Raw genomic sequence first — 16493 nt, 5'->3', positions numbered from 1 at the left:
ATCGTCGTGGCGGTCGCTGTGCTGGTGTGGCGGTGTTGCTGTCGCAGGGGCGGTGCTGGTGTGGCCCCTGCGCATCGGTGTCGTCCTGGGCATCCGATGGGAATCTTTAAGAAACTCCTGATGCATTTGCGCTGAGGGCACTGAGTCAACAACAATACATTACTGTATCCAATACACTTTTGTATCGAGGTCTTCGTGTCAACATTCCTGTACGCTCTGGGTCGCCGTGCCTATCGCGCTCCCATCCGATTCATCGCTGGGTGGTTGGTGATCTTCGGGCTCGTCGGCGCCGGTGTCGCAGCCTTCGCGAAGGACTTCGACAATGACTTCACCCTCCCCGGGTCCGAAGCTCAGGTCGCACTCGATTCGATGGAGACGACTTTCCCGGAAGCCTCAGGTGTGGGCGCATCTGTCATCGTCGTCGCCGCCGACGGCGACTCCGTCGAGGACTCCGCGTACAAGGACGAGATCGAGAAGGAAGTCGATCGGCTCGAAGACCTCCCGCACGTCGACGCCGTGACATCGCCGTTCGACAAGATGGTCAAGGGCGCGATCAGCGAGGACGAGTCCGCTGCGATGATCTCCGTCCAGTACGACGGCACCCAGCAGGAGGTCGGCGAAGCGGCCCCCGACCAGCTTCTCGAGGAGCTGGATCCGCTCCGCGACGCCCTGCCGGAGGGTTCCCAGGTCGAAGGCGGAGGCCAGCTCTTCCAGATCACCGGTGTGGAGATCTCCTGGGTTGAAGGCATCGGCGTCGTCATCGCCTTCATCGTCCTGCTGCTCACCCTCGGCTCCTTCCGCGCTGCCGGCATGCCGCTGATCACAGCGCTCATCGGCGTCGGAATCTCCGTTCTCCTGGTCGTAGGATCCACAGCCTTCGGTGCAGTCAACTCCTCTTCGATCATGCTGGCGCTGATGTTGGGCCTGGCGGTCGGCATCGACTACGCGCTGTTCATCGTCTCCAGAGCCCGGGCACTCCTGGCCGAGGGCCACGATCCGCTCGAGGCCACAGGACGGGCCGTCGCCACTGCCGGATCGGCTGTCGTCTTCGCGGGCATGACCGTGATGATCGCGCTGCTCGGACTGTCCCTGGCTGGAATCCCGTTCCTCACGGTCATGGGCATCGGCGCCTCCGGCTCCGTCGTCGTCGCCGTGCTGATCTCCCTGACAATGGTTCCCGCGCTGCTGGGACTGGTCAAGGAGAAGATCACCCCCAAGCCGACGAAGCGCTACCGCCGGGCGTTCGCGACCGCACAGAAGAAGGCGGACGACTCCGTCTCCCGGTCATCGATTGCCGCCGAGGCGGAGGCTGAGGCCGGTGAACCCTACCCGAAGACGATCATGAACAAGTTCTTCGCTGGTTGGCTGCACGTAGTGACGAAGATTCCGCTGCTGACAGTCGTGATCATCGTCGGCGGACTCGCATTGTTCGCGATCCCCGCCTCCAACCTCCAACTCTCCCTGCCGACTGCAGGCAGCCAGGAGGAGGGCACTCCCGCCCGAACGAGCTATGACCTCATCGACAAGCACTTCGGCCCCGGCTTCAACGGACCGCTGGTTATGACCAGCGAGATCGTGACCTCTGATGACCCTCTTGACGACGTCGAGACGATCGAAGACGAGATCGAAGATGTCGAAGGCGTCGACCAGGTCATCCTCGCCACCCCGAACCGAGATGCGACGACAGCTCTGTTCCAGATCATCCCCACCACCAGCTCCGAAGATCCGGCGACACTCGACACCGTCGACCGACTCCGGGACCTGAGTGCGGACATTGAGGACGAGGACGGCTTCGAAACCGCGGTCACCGGTGCCACGGCGATCCAGATCGATGTCTCCGATCAGCTCGGCAAGGCGCTGGTGCCATTCGGCATCTTCGTCGTCGGACTCTCGATCATCCTGCTCATGATGGTCTTCCGCTCGATCTGGGTGCCGATCAAGGCCACCGGTGGCTTCCTCCTGTCCGTCTTCGCCTCCTTCGGCACCGTGGTCCTCGTCTTCCACGACGGACTCTTCGCGTCAGCGATGGGCATCGATTCGACAGGGCCGGTGATCAGCTTCCTGCCGATCATCGTCATGGGCATCCTGTTCGGGCTCGCCATGGACTACGAGGTGTTCCTCGTCTCCGGCATGCGCGAGGCCTACGTCCACGGGGCGAGTGCGCGGGGCGCGATCAAAGCCGGCTTCGCCTCTTCTGCCAGAGTGGTCTCGGCAGCGGCGATCATCATGTTCTCCGTCTTCGCCGCCTTCGTTCCCGCGGGGGAGCCGATCATCAAGTCCATCGCACTCGCTCTGGCCTCGGGTATCTTCGTCGACGCCTTCCTGGTGCGCATGTCCTTGGTGCCTGCCATCATGCAGATGCTCGGCGACAAGGCATGGTGGCTGCCGAAATGGCTCGACCGCATCCTGCCTCGACTCGATGTCGAAGGAGAGGGCCTGGCTCACGAGGTGGCTCTGCGGGACTGGCCGGAGCCGGACTCCGATTACCGGGTCTACGGCCGCGGCATCGCTGTGCGCTCGGGCCGGCGCGGATTCGCCCAGGTCGACATCTCCCTCTCACCGGGCCAGATCCTCGTCGCCAGCGGCCAAGCGCGTAAGGCACTTCTGCTGGCCCTCTCCGGTCGCGTTGGGTTGACAGCCGGTGAGATGAAGATCGGAGACATGGTCCTGCCCGAACATGCCGGACGGGTCCGTCGTCGTGTTCCGTACTTCGACCTCGATGAGAACGGGCCGGGGAAGATGCCAGGGGCACGCGAGCTCTCACAGCTGGCCACCTCGGCGCCGGATCTGCTCATCATCAGCGAAGCAGGCGCACTGGCCGACGAGAGAGGCCGGGACGGTCGCGATCTCCGCGATCTTGTCTTTGATCTGCAGGCCGAGGGCACGGCGATCGTGCTGGGTCTGCCCGACGGCGACGTCACAGGGATCCTGTCCCCGAATACGAACTACTTCCACCTCGACCTCGATGAGGCTAAGCCCGGGGCTGAGCGTGGAACCGACAATGACAACGGCGGCGTGCAAGCCCACGCCGCCGGTCGCAGCGAAATGGAAGGCGTGCAGTTGTGAGACTCGAACGTGCGAACTCGAAACGGCCAGTGACCTGGCTGTCCCTCTTCGGCCTGGTGCTCATCCCGATCATCGTGGCTGCTGGTTTCATTTTGGCCACGTACAACAGCACCGACCGCCTCGATACGATCGAGGCCGCGATCGTCAATAACGATGACGGCGCCGAGGTTGATGGTGAGACCGTGCCGATCGGCCGGCAGCTGACCAGTGGGCTTGTGGGCGAAGAGGACAAGAACATCCATTGGGTCATCACCGATGAAGACGATGCCGAGAAGGGCATGTCCGATGGGACCTTCGCTGCGACCCTGACCATCCCCGAGGGCTTTTCCAGGGCTGTGACCTCGGTCAGCGACGCCAAGTCCGCAACTCAGACGCAGCTCGACGTCGATGTCTCCGGGGTGGCTCCGGCCGCCGACACCCAGATCGCGCAGTCGGTTGCCGGGGTGGCGCGGACAACCTTCAACACGCAGATGACCGAGACCTATCTCGACAACATCTATGTCGGCTTCAACGACATGGGTGATCAGATGAAGGACCTTGGAGACGCCGCCGGTGAACTCGATGACGGCGGCGAGGACCTGGCGAAGGGGACGAAGAAGTCCGCGAGCGGTGCGGGCGAACTCTCCGATGGTATGGAGAAGCTCGACTCCTCAGGATCTGAACTCAACAAGGGAGCCGGTGACCTGTCCAAGGGCGCCGATGAACTGTCGAAGGGCACCTCCGAGCTCTCGGGCGGTCTGCAGGACATGAAGAAGTCGACAGCGGGCCTGCCCGACAGCACGCAGAAACTGGCCGACGGCGCTGGAGAGCTCTCCGGGGGAGTAGACGAGTACACGAAGTCGATCGACCAGATCATCAAGGGCTTCGCCGGTTCCGGTGACTCGGGCTCCGGCGAGGGCGGAATCGATGATCTCGTCAAAGGCGGCAAGGACCTCGACAAGGGCGCAAAGGGTGTCTCCGAGGGTGCCGAAGGCCTGTCATCCGGTCTCGGCCAGTACCGCGACGGTCTCCAGGAAGGTGCCGACCAAGCCGATCAGCTCGCCAAGAGCGGAACCGTGACCGGTCTCGATTCGCTGGTGTCGGCGGGCATGATGACCGAGGACGAGGCCGATCAGGCACGCGCTCAGATGTGCCCCGTCGGCACACCGGATGAGGTCTGCGCCGGCATCGAGAAGGCCTACGCTCAGGGGCTCCTCAACGGCACCTCGGGCGGACTGAACAGCGCCGTCGACGGTCTGGAGCAGAAACAGGACGGGGAGTCGCTGCTCGGCGGCGCGAACAAGCTCGCCGATGGCGCCGGTGAACTCAGCGACGGCATGAGCAAGTTCGTCAAGGGCCTCGAAGACGGCCTCGGCGAACTCACCAAGGGCATGGAGGACATCTCGAAGAATGCTCCGAAGCTGCTCGAGGCTTCGAAGGGTCTGCGTGATGGGGCCTCCGGTGTCGCCGAAGGCAATCAGAAGCTCGCCGACGGCATGCCGGAGCTCAGTGACGGAATCGCCAAGGTCGCCGATGGCTCGAGCGAACTCGACGACGGTGCAGGACAGCTCTCCGATGGACTCGGTGAGTTCTCCACCGGACTCGACAAGTACACGACAGGAGTCTCCACTGCCGCAACCGGCACCTCTGACCTTGCGAGCGGACTGGGTACCCTGTCCGAGGGCACAGACAAGTATTCGCAAGGCGTCGGCAAGTTTGCCGACGGTGTGAAGAAGGGTGCGGACGAAGTCCCCTCCTATTCGGCCCCGGAGCGTGACAAGCTCTCCACCGTCGCCTCTCAGAACATCAAAGCGCCGAGTTCCTCCGAAGCGGGCGATGTGCTGCAGGGGTCGACGCTCGCGCTGCTCATCATGCTCGCCTTGTGGGTCGGCGGACTCGTCACCTACACGGTGCTCAAGCCGATCCCGGCTTCGACCCTGCTCTCAACGAAGTCCTCAGTGGCAGTCTGGCTGCGCGGCTTGGTGCCGGGCGTGATCGTAGGACTGCTGCAGGCCCTTGTGCTGTCGATCCTGGCGGTGAGCGTGCTGGACATCGGTGCCGTCCAAGGCTTCGACATCGCGGTCCTGACGTTCGTCTCCGCGCTGGTGTTCATGGTGCTCAATTTCGCCTTGGTGGCGTGGTTCGGCGGCGTGGGCAGGTTCCTATCGGTGATCGCAGTGGTCCTCGCAGTTGCCGGACGGACGATCGGCGCGGTGCCCGGCTTCTTCGACTTCATTGCCCCGATCCTGCCGCTGACGCCGGCGATGAACGGCTTCGCCGCGATCACCGCAGGAACCACCGGAGTGGGTGCCGCCTATGGTGGCCTGCTGGCCTGGGCGATCATCGGAGTCGTGATGTCCCTGCTCGCGATCGTGCGAGCCAGGACCACGAAGCCCGAAGCCGCCCTCGAGATGGCCGATGCCTAGGGGAGACCCGCGTAGGCGCCACGCCGCCTGAGGAGTCAACGTTCTCCCGACCGCCTGCGCCGGCTGATTCCCGTCTGGGCCCTGGGCCAGCGGAACCGTCAGATGAGGTCGAGAATGGCCGCGGCTGCGGCGTTGGAGTCGTTCAGTGTTGCTGCGTTCGTATGGGGATTCGCGGCGATCGCCAGACCCCACTGGACGGAGGAGAGCTGAATGGACAGTGCGAAACGGCGGGGGTGCACGGTGCCGTCGACATCGATCGTGCGGTAGGGCCGCGGCGTGAGCGACAGCCCGTTGAGGAACTTCTCACGACCGTCGTCCAAGGTCAGTCGGGCGGGAGTGAGTTGGCCGCGGTCGACCATCCCGTGCACCAGTACATCGGCGGCCCGGGACACTGCGTTCGTCGGTGAAGCAGCATCGATGACGACACTGCCCGTGACGCCGCCCGCGACCTGCGCCGAGGTGACCGTGAAGATCTGCGGCAGCGGATCCCCGTCCGCAACCGCGGGCCTCCCGTCCGCAGGTGCAGAGACATCGGGATTCGCCTCAATGCGCATGTCCGGGCCGATGAACTCGACGAGGCCGGCTTCGGCCAGGGCGAGAAGCTCAGCGATGCGCTGCGGGGGAGGGCCGTCGCAGATGCCGGAGACGAAGCTTTCGAACCAACCGCAGATCTCCATGTCGATGCTGACTGGGTCGATATGGCCTGCCACGATGAGATCTTTGAGCAGCAGCCGAGACTGCCAGAGCACGGTGAACAGCGATTTCTCGGCACTGCCCTCGGGACCGGCCAGCGAATCGTGGAGGTCGGCGCGGAGGAAGTCGAGCATCCACTCGTGCAGGGAGTTCGCCTCCCTGGGGCCTCGGCTATCGAACTCTCGTCCCTCGAGCGGGTTGAGCAGCTCGTGCAGTGACATGCGGTGAGCGGGGTCGGGGACGAGGCTCTCCTCGATCTCCGACCAGGCGAAGGCTTCACGGGTGACGCGGCCCTGGCGTGCAGCCTCGGCGGCTTCGCGCTGTCGAGACTCGCCAGCGGCGTCAGTGTTCCCAGCATGTACGTCGGTGGACTCGTGTGCCTCCGGGTGGGTCTCCTGCCAGGTGCGCCTGGTCAGGTGTCGGGACACCGCTTCGGCGATAGCTTCACGCAGCTGTCCAGGGTCACCGGCGAACGCCTCGGGACGGATCCGGGACAGGGTGCTGTAGTAGGCGAGACGGAGGTCGGCGAGGATGAGCGGCCACAGCTGGTCGTTGAAACGTGCTCCCGCTTTGCGGTCACCTTCGAGGTCGTCGAGGCCGGCCAGCAGTGCGATGTTCTCCCGCGTGAAGTAGCGCAGAGGCCAAGGTGAGCGAGGGTGAGCCTGGCAGATGGGCTTGCTGCGGTAGGGAACGCCGCGGCGTGAGCCGAGCAGCAGGCGAGGCTCCTCACCGCTGCGCACATAGCGCAGCTCGCCCGCGATGTCGGGATCCGGGTCGAAGCGGCCTCCACGTTCGTGCGTGAACAGTGTCTGCAGGTCGAAGTAGTTCAGACCCATGCCACGGACGATGACACGGTTGCCGGGTGCCACCTCGGCGACGGGAGCTTCCGCCGGCAGGCCCTGTGGGATGTAGAGTCCGCCGGTGCGCTGTGCGAAGGCCGCGAGCCGGGCACGTTCCTCGGTCTGCGCGCTGGGGATGTGGCCGACGGCGAGGACGACGGCCGAGGCGATGATGGCGGTTCCGTCCTCGCAGCGGACCAGCTGCGGCGGCACGGTTTCAGGGTCCGTGGACGTGTGACCCAAAGGCGTGACGGGTGGGAGATCGATGACCGATTCGACCTTGGTCGGGTGCTCGACGATCGTGACGAAGTCAGGTGCCGTGTCGCGGATGCGAGCATAGGCGTCGCGCAGATAGCGGCCGTAGAGAGTCCGGGTGGGGAACGTGGCATCGACGGGGTCCGTTCCGCCCTCATCTCGATACCACTGAGCCATGTTCGGGCCGAACCGATCGGACGCGCCTTCGGGGGAGACGAACGAACAGCTGGAGTCGGGGAAGATCGTCTGCTCGGCAATCGTCGTGTTCATCAGCAGGGTCTGGGGCTGATCGGTACGCCAGACGATTCCCGCGCCCGGAGGATAGGGATCGATGAGGTGGATGACGACCGTCGGCGGGGTACCTGCGCCCGAGAACCGTTCGGCGGCGAGGGCGACGAGTCTCTCGAGGACCGAGATCCCGCGGGGCCCGGCGCCGATGATCGCGACCGAATGGGCCTGCGGGTCTGGAACCTCTGCAGCAGGTGAGTGCGCCTCAGATGAGCGTCCGGCTCCCGACTGTGGCGAGGACGTCGTCACCCTTCATCTCCGGCTCCCGGGCCTGGATAGCCGGGGAAGTCGTCGCCGGGCTTGAACCCCTTCGGGTAGCACTTGCCTTCGGCGTTGGGTTCGCCGGGCTTCGTGGTCTCGGTGGGCTCACCGCCTTCTTCTCCGGCGGGCGTCTCCTCGGCCGCTGCTCCCTCGGCGGGGGCCTCTTCCGTGGGCTCCTCCTCGGCGGTGTCCTTCTTCTCGTCCGGGGCTGCAGTATTAGTCGGTTTGGGCGTCTCCTCACCCTCGGACGCGCCCTTGACCTCGTCGAGGATCCACTTGTGGAGGACGTCGAAGTCGGGGTCGTACGTGGGGGTGACGTCGTTGTTGATCTGCACCGTCGTGACGTCGCCCTTCTGCATCGAGATCGCTAGTTCGATGAAGGCCGGGACCTCGTTCTGCGGAATCGAGGTGGCGATGTTCTTGGTCGCCGAGTTCGCGAGTTTGGGGTACGCCGTGGCGAGTTCGCGGGGGTCGACCTGATCGAGGGTCGTCTTGATCATGCGCTGCTGACGGCACATACGGTCGTAGTTGTCACTGCCTTCACGTGAGCGCACGTACCAGAGTGCGTCCTTGCCCCTCAGCGTCTGCGGGCCTGGATCGACCCAGCCGTAGACATCGTTCGCGACTCCGGACATCGACTTGCCGCCGCCCATGGGGATGGGACGTTCGACGTCGATCTTCACGCCGCCGATGGCATCGACGACGTCTTCGAACCCGGCCATGTCGACGGCCGCCCAGTAGTCGAGGTTGAGGCCCAGTGAGCCCTCCACGGCCTGCATCGTGGTGAACATGCCCGGTTCCAGGCCATGGGTGTTTCCGATGTCATCCTTGTTCTCCTCGCCCCACTGCCACACGGAGTTGATGAGGTCGACCGACGATTGACCCGTGGGCCGGAACCCGTCGGGCCAGCTCTTGGCCAATTCGCTGCCTTCGGGGAAGATCGGGAACGCGAGATTACGCGGCACAGAGATCAGTGCGGTATTGCCGGTCTTCGTGTCGATCGAGGCGACGAGCATGGTATCGGGCCGTGTGCCCTCACGGTCATCGCCGTTGTCGCGGCCCATCAGGAAGACGTTGATGTAGGGTTTGTCGGCCCATAGGTCCTCGGCGCTCTTGGCATGTCCTGTGCTGTCGCCGAACAGGCTGGAGACCGTATCGCCCTGGACTCGTGCGTAGACCGAACCGACGCCGAGGGGGATGCCGACGATGAGTGCGAGCGAGACGACGAGCACGCCGGCCATCTTGTTCTGCCACGGGGCATAGCGGTGTCCCTTGCGCAGCCCCAAGTGGGAGATCACGATCGCAAGCACCCAGATCACGCCGATGATGGCGAGGATGATCGCGAGGAAGGTCAGCATCGTCGGACTTGAGACGACGGTGCCGAACGCGCGGATCGGTCCTTTGATGAGGACATAGACGAGGGCGACGAGGAAGGTGAGGACGAAGCCGCCGAGCAGGATGAAGCCCAGTGGCCGGAATCGTGTGCGCAGCAGTCCGATGCCCGGCAGCAGGGTACTCAGTGAGGTCCAGCCGACGAGGCTGGGGAAGGCTTCTCCGACCCGCGACGAATGGCGCCGTGCGCGCGAGGTCTCGGCGGCGTTTGCCGCTTCCTCCGTTCGGGTGTCTCTGCGCCGTGGTGCTGCGCTTGCATCCTCAGCGACTCTGCCTGCTGATGCCCTCGCCGAGGCGGGGCCGCGGTTGCGTGTATCGGCGGACCGGGCGGCATTGTCGGGTCTCGGTTCTGGTGCGGAGGCGGTCTGCTCCGGTGTGCTGGCACTGCGTTCCTGGGCCTCGGCGGCAGATGCCACACCTGCGGCGGAGGCACTGCTGGCGCCCGCGGCACGAAGCATCCGTGCTTCGCGGCGAGTGCGTGGAGCTACTGGACGAGGCGTCGGTGCCTTCGACTGGTTGCTCGGGGACCTCGGCTGGTTGTTTGGGGAGCTCGGCTGCTGTGAGGCGGAGGACGGCTGCTGTGAGGCGGAGGCCGGACGGCGCGCATCGGCCGAATTCTGCGACCTAGCTGAGTTCTGCGACCTAGCTGAGTTCTGAGGCTGCCTGGTTGAGCTCTGCGACTGTGGGGAGGCCCGCTGTGGCTTCGACTGCGAGTTCGATGACGGACGAAGTGAGGTCGATTCATCCTCACTGGCTGTTGCATCACCGCGGAATCGAGGACGAGAAGAAGCGCGGAGACGGTGACCAGCAGGGCGAGAATTGGGGTCGTTCCCATTCGGCCCTTGCTTGTCAGGGGGAATCTCTGGCAAGTTCTTAACTCCTCATAGGTTTACGTCTCGTGCTGTGTGCGTTGCTCACGATGCTGGCCATCGGCGCGCATCATGATCGATGCCAGCGCAGGGCGCACCTCCGTAGCATCGTTCCCAAACCCGTCAGAGAGCAAACCGCTGAGCACTTCAGGTCGATTTTACGCCCGTAGATTGATGAATGCTGGAATTCGCGTGTATGTGAGCACAGGAACCTGGTCGCCATCCCCGTTCTTCCGGTGATCCGACACTAGCCGGATTATGATCAAGGCCACTCTTTGTCGCTACGCTTTGCTCTTCGCCGCTGGTTTCGCATAGGCTGTTCCCCGTAGTGCAAACTGCAGGTTCGGTGCCCTCTTTGAGGAGAGGTGTCGAGTCAGTATCTGGAGTCGTGGCTGAGCGGCCGAAAGCGTCACCCTGCTAAGGTGAAGTCCCTTGAACTGGGGACCGAGGGTTCAAATCCCTCCGACTCCGCGTTGTGAATTGCCCCCGTCTGACCATTGAAACACCGGTCAGACGGGGGTTTTCGTCTGCTCGCACCCTGGAGTCAGAGGTGAGCGGCGCCCCCATCCCTGGTGTGATTGCTCGTCATCCCCTAGGCTCAGGATTGTCAGTCAATCTTGAGTGGTATTTCAATGCAACTACGAGGAGTCAGTGTCATGAAGATCTTGCTGGTTGGAGCCGCGGGGCACGTCGGAGGGGTTGCTCGAGCCGAGTTGGAGGCGCGTGGGCATAACGTCGTTTCAGCATCCCGATCGACTCAGCCTGGCGTCGACACCTCGGATCCTGAATCGATTGCCGCGCTGCTCGAAGCTGTCGGACGAGTCGATGCCATCGTCGTGGCGGTGGGCTCTGCGGCATTCAAGCCGGTCACCGAGCTCACACGTGAGGACTACATGAGCGCCTTTGCGTCGAAGGTTCTGGGGCAGGTTGAATTCGTCACGCAGGGCCTCGACTATCTCAACGACGGCGGATCGATCACGGTGACCACCGGTGTGCTCAGCCGAGAGCCTGTGCCGACGGCAGCTGCGGCCGCATTGGTCAACGGCGCTGTCGAATCATTCGTCATCTCCGCTGCCCCAGAACTTCCGCGCGGCATCCGTATCAATGCAGTCAGCCCAAATGTGCTGGCGAACTCTCCTCACTTCCACGACGCATTCGCGGGGATGGTTCCGGTGACCGACGAGCAGGTCGCTGCGGCGTTCGTGCGCTCCGTCGAAGGAAACGTCACTGGCAGGGTCATCTCTGTCTGACCCGGTCCGGCAATTTGACCGGACTTGACAATCGATATCGATAAGGAGGCGCCGGAGTGGACTCATCGGAATCAGCGAAAAACGATATCGAGCACGCATCGGCAGGCGCTCCCAGGTCGGGTGCCCTGCAAAAATCCTCCGGCGGCACGGCGCAGGCTCCTGCTTCCAATACGGAGCGCCGGCAGCGCGTCGTTGATGAGATCAAACGACGAATCGTGGTCGGTGAGATCCGGCCGGGGCAGCGCATCATCGAAGCCGAGCTCACGTCCTCTCTCGACGTCAGCCGTCCGACCGCTCGCGAGGCACTCAATCAGATGGCGAGGGACGGCTTTCTGATCCAGGAGGCCTACCGTGGCCTTCGGGTAGCTGATATCCAGTCAGATTCTCTGCTCGACATCGCTCGAATCCGGGTCGCCCTGGACACCGAGGCGATCAGCGAGATCCTTGCCGACAAGACCGGCCGGAGGATGGAGGCGCTGGAAGACGCGTGGCGGACGTTCGAGAGGGCCACCGCAGAATCGGACCCTCTGGCCCTGCATGAGGCGCACGTGCGTTTCCACCGGGGGATCTGGGAAGCGGCGGACAACTACCTGCTCATGCGTATCTGGCCGGTGATGGAAGCGCAGATGACGATCGTTTTGGCCTATGACCAATTCACCCGGACGAATCCTGCGCGGGCTCATGCCATCCATGCGGCGCTGATGCGCGCGATCCGCACGGGTGATTCCGCGCAGATTCGGACAGCCCTGGACGTTCACACCATGGACAGCGCCCAGGAACTCGCCTTGCTGACGCCTGAATCGAGCAACTGACTGACCGACCGGCTGTTCCCAGAATTCAGTGGGGCATCAGCCGTTCCGAGGCGCAGGCCCTTGGGAAACTCTGCGCGAAAGAGCATTGACGCGATCACCACGAATGCGTAGCGTGATCCTCAAGGGATTGTCATACAATCCTTAAGCTGCGACCAACGTCGGTCGCGGTCGGCATTGAGGGAGACCTGTATGAAGGCAGTCGTTGTCGGCGGTGGAGTGGTGGGCCTGGCCAGCGCCTATGAATTGGCGTCTGCCGGCTGCGAGGTCACGCTTCTCGAAGCAGGAAAGTGCGGCGCCGGAGCATCCCATGGCAATGCGGCGAAAGTGGCACTGGCTGAGAGCACTCCGGTTCCCGGGCCAGGTGTCCTGCTGCAGGGCATCAGATGGATGCTCAGGCCCGACAGCCCCCTGTCGATCAAACCGTCTTTGGCACCTGGATACCTGAAGTTTCTGCTCCGGATGGCCCAACGCTGCAACGCCAAGGACTTCGACGCAGGTCTCGACGTGCACCTGCGCATGGGTGAAGACGCGAATGCGCTCTTCGATGACTATCAGCGCCAGGGCATCGATTTCGAGATGCATGCTCGGGGAGTGCTCCTGGCATTTGAGACGACCGCTCGATTCGAAGAACACGCTCAGACCCTGAAGGCGTTCGCAACGGCTGGTCACGTCGCCGAAGAACTCCACGGCGATGACCTGCTGGAGGCGGAGCCGGCACTGAGCGACCGAATTCGCCACGGGATGTTCTTTCCCACCGATCGTCAGATCGAACCCGACTCGCTGACCCGCGGACTGCTGAAGAAGTTGGGCGACATCGGTGTGAAAGTGCGCGAAGGAGCGACCGTGCGAAGCTTCGTGCGCAGCGGTGACACTGTCACTGCGATCGTCACCACCGACGCGGAGGTCATCGCTGCCGATGCCGTCGTCGTCGCCGCAGGCGTGCCGACCGGTGCACTTCTGGGCGAGCTCGGACGCAGACTGCCCATCTATTCGGGCAAGGGGTACAGCATCGATTACGTTCCGGCGCCGATAAGACTGAGAACCTCACTGACTCTCGAAGACACCAGGGTCGCAGTCACCCCACTCAACGGCATGCTTCGGTTGGCGGGGACGATGGAATTCGGCAGCCGAGATGACGACGTCAACGACGTCCGCGTCGAAGCCATTCGCCGTGCTGCCAGACAATCCTTCCGTGACTGGGGTGATGCACCGACCGGTGAGCAGGCTCCGTGGGCGGGCTCGCGGCCGATGACACCGGACGGGCTTCCCGTGATCGGCAATCTGGGCACGGCGAAGAACGTCTTTGTGAATTCCGGCCATTCTATGTTGGGGCTGACCCTGGCGCCCGCCTCGGCGAAGGTGCTCACCGACATCATGCTCGATCGAAGATCCAACCTCAGTCCCGATCTCCTTGCGCGGATATCACCACAGCGATTCTGATCGATTCCCGCTCCTCGTCCACTGTTGAACGACAGCCACCAGTTGAAAGGCCAAACTCATGTCAATCACCTTCACCGGCATCTATGCCGCATGCATCACCCCGTTCAGCCCTGACGGCGGCGAGATCGATATCGCCGGTATCGAGGCTCAGGTCGATAATATGATCTCGAACGGCGTCCACGGATTGGTGCCGGGCGGCTCAACCGGAGAATTCACCGCACTCACTGTCGCGGAGCGCAAAGCAGGCAACCGCGCCTACATTCAAGCGGCAGGTGGGCGTGTGCCCGTGGTCGCGGGAACTGGGGCACTCTCAACGGCAGAGACGATCGAGCTCAGCCGCGATGCCGAAGAAGCAGGTGCCGATGCTCTCATGATCGTCCCTCCCTTCTACGACACTCCGTCAATCGAAGAGACCATCGCTCACTACCGGGCAGTCTCGAGCGTCGTCGACATTCCGATCATGTTCTACAACATTCCGGATGCCACCGGGCTTGACGTCAGTGCTGAAGAGTTCGGCCGTCTTGGGCGGGAAGGAGGAGTCGCGTGCTACAAGGACACCAGCGGCGACTTCTCGAAGTTCACCTCCGTCTATCTCGACCAGTCCGATGACATCCAAGCTATCAACGGCTGCGACACCTTGACCTTCGCAGCGCTCGCACTCGGAACCGATGCAGGTGTGTGGGGAGCAGCCAGCTTCATTCCCCGATTGTGTGTCGATCTGTACAACGCGCTGTCCATCGACACTGACATTCCCCGAGCGCGGGAACTGTGGGAGAAGATTCACCCCATATGTGTCTTCCTCGAATCACACAGCTATGCCTGCGGAGTGAAGACCGGTGTCGAACTCGTCGGGATGCCGGCAGGTCCGACGCGCGCTCCGATTCTGCCACTGGCGACGGAATATCGGGAGGAGCTCCGAGGCCTCCTCAGTGCCGCAGGCCTCGAGACCGTCGCCTGACCGTCGACTGTTTTCGAACGAGGTACCGACACTATGGCCAATAGGCAGCTCATTCAGACGGTCGACGTCCACGCGGCTGGTGAACCGGGTCGAGTCCTCATGGGCTCCGGACTGCGAGTCAAGGGTGCGACCATGGTCGAGCGGCTTCGCTACTGTCGTGACCATCTCGATGACTTGCGCACACTGGTCCTGCAGGAGCCTCGCGGATATCCCGGGCTCTGCTCGCCTCTGATCGTCCCTCCGGCAGATTCCAGTTGTGACTTCGGCATGATCGTCATGGAACAGGGCGGATTCCGACCCATGTCGGGATCGAATCTCATCTGCGCGGTGACCGCACTCATCGAGACCGGGGCTATCGATGTCCTCGAACCCATCACCACTCTGCGCGTGGACACCGCGGTCGGGATCGTCACGGTGCGCGCAAGCGTGGAAGAAGGCAGGGCCACACTGGTGACCTTCGACAATGTGCCCGCGTTCGTCCATGGTCTTGATCTGCCGCTGGAGGTTCCCGGCTACGGATCGATTCCCGTCGACATCGTCTTCGGGGGACAGTTCTATGTTCAAGCCAAGGCAGAGCACTTCGGCATCGACCTCGAGCCGGCCAACGCGAAGGAGATCGTCCGGGCCGCCTCGGTGATGAGGAAAGCCGCCGACGATGCGTTCGACGTTCTCCATCCGCTCATCCCCGAGATCGACTCGATCGCTCTGCCGATGATCCACGGACCGGCGCGAACCGAGGGCACTCACGGCCGCAATGCCGTGGTCCTGCCCAACGGGGAGGTCGACCTTGATGATCCGAGCACCTGGTCAGGCACATTCGATCGGTCGCCGTGCGGAACCGGAACCAGCGCTCGTGTGGCAGCTATGTATGCCAGGGGAGAGCTGGCCGTCGGGGAGAAGTTCGTTCACGAATCGATGATGGGCACGACCTTCACCGCTGAGGTGAAGGAGACGACATCCGTGGGCGGTCTTCCGGGGATCGTGCCGACGATCAGCGGTCGCGGGTGGATCACAGGGTTCCACCAGCTCGTCCTCGAATCCGACGATCCGTTCCCTGTCGGCTATACCGTCGGCGACATCTGGGGACGGGGGATGGGCCGAATGACAGCCGGGGAGTGAGTCGATGTCAGTTCTCCCGACTGCGAATGGACAGTGCACGGCGAAGGGACAGCTTATGGAACTCGAAGGTCGCACCATCATCGTCACCGGAGCCGCCGGCGGAATCGGCTCGGCGATCGCCACAGCCTGCGCGCGTCAGGGCGGAACCGTCATCGCCGTGGACCGGGTGGAAATGCCTCCCGATCCTTCTCTGCCCGCCGAGGTGGGTGCGCGGCTGTCGTCGTACCCGGCCGACATCTCAACAGCGGCAGGCTGCGCCGATCTCCTCACCAGCGTGCTCGCGCGCTTCGGAGTCGTCGATGGCCTCGTCAACTGTGCAGGAGTGATGCGCCGAGGTTCCCTCCTTGACATCGATGAGGACGACTGGGCGGCGACCTTCGCCGTCAACGTCGATGCCGTCATGCATCTGAGCCGCGGCATCCTGCCGTCGCTCATCGGTGCGGGAACCGGGTCGATCGTCAACATCGCCTCCCAATGGGGTCTGCACCCGGCAGGCGGCCACATCGCGTACAACACATCCAAGGCCGCAGTCGTCTCGTTCAGCCAGAGTCTTGCCCGCGACTACGGCGGACAGGGAGTGCGGGTCAACGCCGTCTGCCCCGGCGAGATCCTCACCCCGATGCTGAAGCAGAAGCTCGAAACCTCGAATATCGCCGAGGCGGTCCTGGCCGAGTCCATCCCGCTGGGTCGTCTGGGCCGTCCGGACGAAGTCGCGGAGTTGACGACGTTCCTGCTCAGCGATCGAGCATCGTTCATCTCCGGTGCTGCGATCGAGATCACTGGGGCACAGCAGGTCGGCTGAGAAGCCGAACCGGGTGCGAAAGCAGATCGCCGGGCCCGGTCGAT

10 protein-coding genes and 1 tRNA gene are annotated in these 16493 nt (G+C 63.5%); 9 read left to right on the top strand and 2 right to left on the bottom strand.

What is annotated here, in order from left to right; all coding sequences use genetic code 11:
* Positions 1–195 precede the first annotated feature (195 nt).
* On the top strand, positions 196–3066 hold the full coding sequence (locus FO013_RS01655) for an MMPL family transporter (protein ID WP_143920796.1): 2871 nt from the start codon (positions 196–198) through the stop codon (positions 3064–3066).
* Positions 3063–5471 carry a YhgE/Pip family protein gene (locus tag FO013_RS01650; protein WP_143920795.1) on the top strand — a complete coding sequence of 803 codons (2409 nt, stop codon included), beginning with the start codon at positions 3063–3065 and terminating at the stop codon, positions 5469–5471. The genes FO013_RS01655 and FO013_RS01650 overlap by 4 nt, the downstream gene beginning before the upstream one ends.
* A gap of 98 nt (positions 5472–5569) precedes the next feature.
* On the opposite strand, the gene FO013_RS01645 is transcribed toward FO013_RS01650, so the two are convergent.
* A complete protein-coding gene (locus tag FO013_RS01645) occupies positions 5570–7795 on the bottom strand; it encodes an FAD/NAD(P)-binding protein (protein WP_143920793.1) in 2226 nt (741 codons plus the stop codon).
* Positions 7792–9657 (bottom strand): LCP family protein, encoded by a 1866-nt coding sequence (locus tag FO013_RS01640; protein ID WP_143920791.1) that lies wholly within the window; start codon positions 9655–9657, stop codon positions 7792–7794. The genes FO013_RS01645 and FO013_RS01640 overlap by 4 nt, the downstream gene beginning before the upstream one ends.
* A gap of 793 nt (positions 9658–10450) precedes the next feature.
* On the opposite strand from FO013_RS01640, the gene FO013_RS01635 reads away from it, so the two are divergent.
* The 7 genes from FO013_RS01635 to FO013_RS01605 all read left to right on the top strand — a co-directional run bounded on the left by FO013_RS01635 (position 10451) and on the right by FO013_RS01605 (position 16449).
* Positions 10451–10539 (top strand) — tRNA-Ser (locus FO013_RS01635).
* 185 nt (positions 10540–10724) lie between these two features.
* On the top strand, positions 10725–11318 hold the full coding sequence (locus FO013_RS01630) for a short chain dehydrogenase (protein ID WP_143920789.1): 594 nt from the start codon (positions 10725–10727) through the stop codon (positions 11316–11318).
* Between the two features lie 56 nt (positions 11319–11374).
* Positions 11375–12130, top strand: a complete 756-nt coding sequence (locus FO013_RS01625; RefSeq protein WP_143920787.1) for a GntR family transcriptional regulator — start codon at positions 11375–11377, stop codon at positions 12128–12130.
* Between the two features lie 189 nt (positions 12131–12319).
* The gene (locus tag FO013_RS01620; RefSeq protein ID WP_143920784.1) at positions 12320–13570 is read left to right on the top strand and encodes an NAD(P)/FAD-dependent oxidoreductase; all 1251 of its coding nucleotides are present in this window, start codon (positions 12320–12322) and stop codon (positions 13568–13570) included.
* Between the two features lie 58 nt (positions 13571–13628).
* Positions 13629–14528, top strand: a complete 900-nt coding sequence (locus FO013_RS01615) for a dihydrodipicolinate synthase family protein (RefSeq protein ID WP_143920782.1) — start codon at positions 13629–13631, stop codon at positions 14526–14528.
* Positions 14529–14561: 33 nt separating this feature from the next.
* A complete protein-coding gene (locus FO013_RS01610; RefSeq protein ID WP_143920780.1) occupies positions 14562–15647 on the top strand; it encodes a proline racemase family protein in 1086 nt (361 codons plus the stop codon).
* A 55-nt stretch (positions 15648–15702) separates the two neighbouring features.
* Positions 15703–16449: an SDR family NAD(P)-dependent oxidoreductase gene (locus tag FO013_RS01605; RefSeq protein ID WP_143920778.1), complete on the top strand. Its 747-nt coding sequence runs from the start codon at positions 15703–15705 to the stop codon at positions 16447–16449.
* Positions 16450–16493 lie beyond the last annotated feature (44 nt).

The organism is Brevibacterium aurantiacum, assembly GCF_007558825.1.
Classification (GTDB): Bacteria; Actinomycetota; Actinomycetes; order Actinomycetales; family Brevibacteriaceae; genus Brevibacterium; species Brevibacterium aurantiacum_A.
This window is presented reverse-complemented; position numbering and strand designations above follow the sequence as displayed.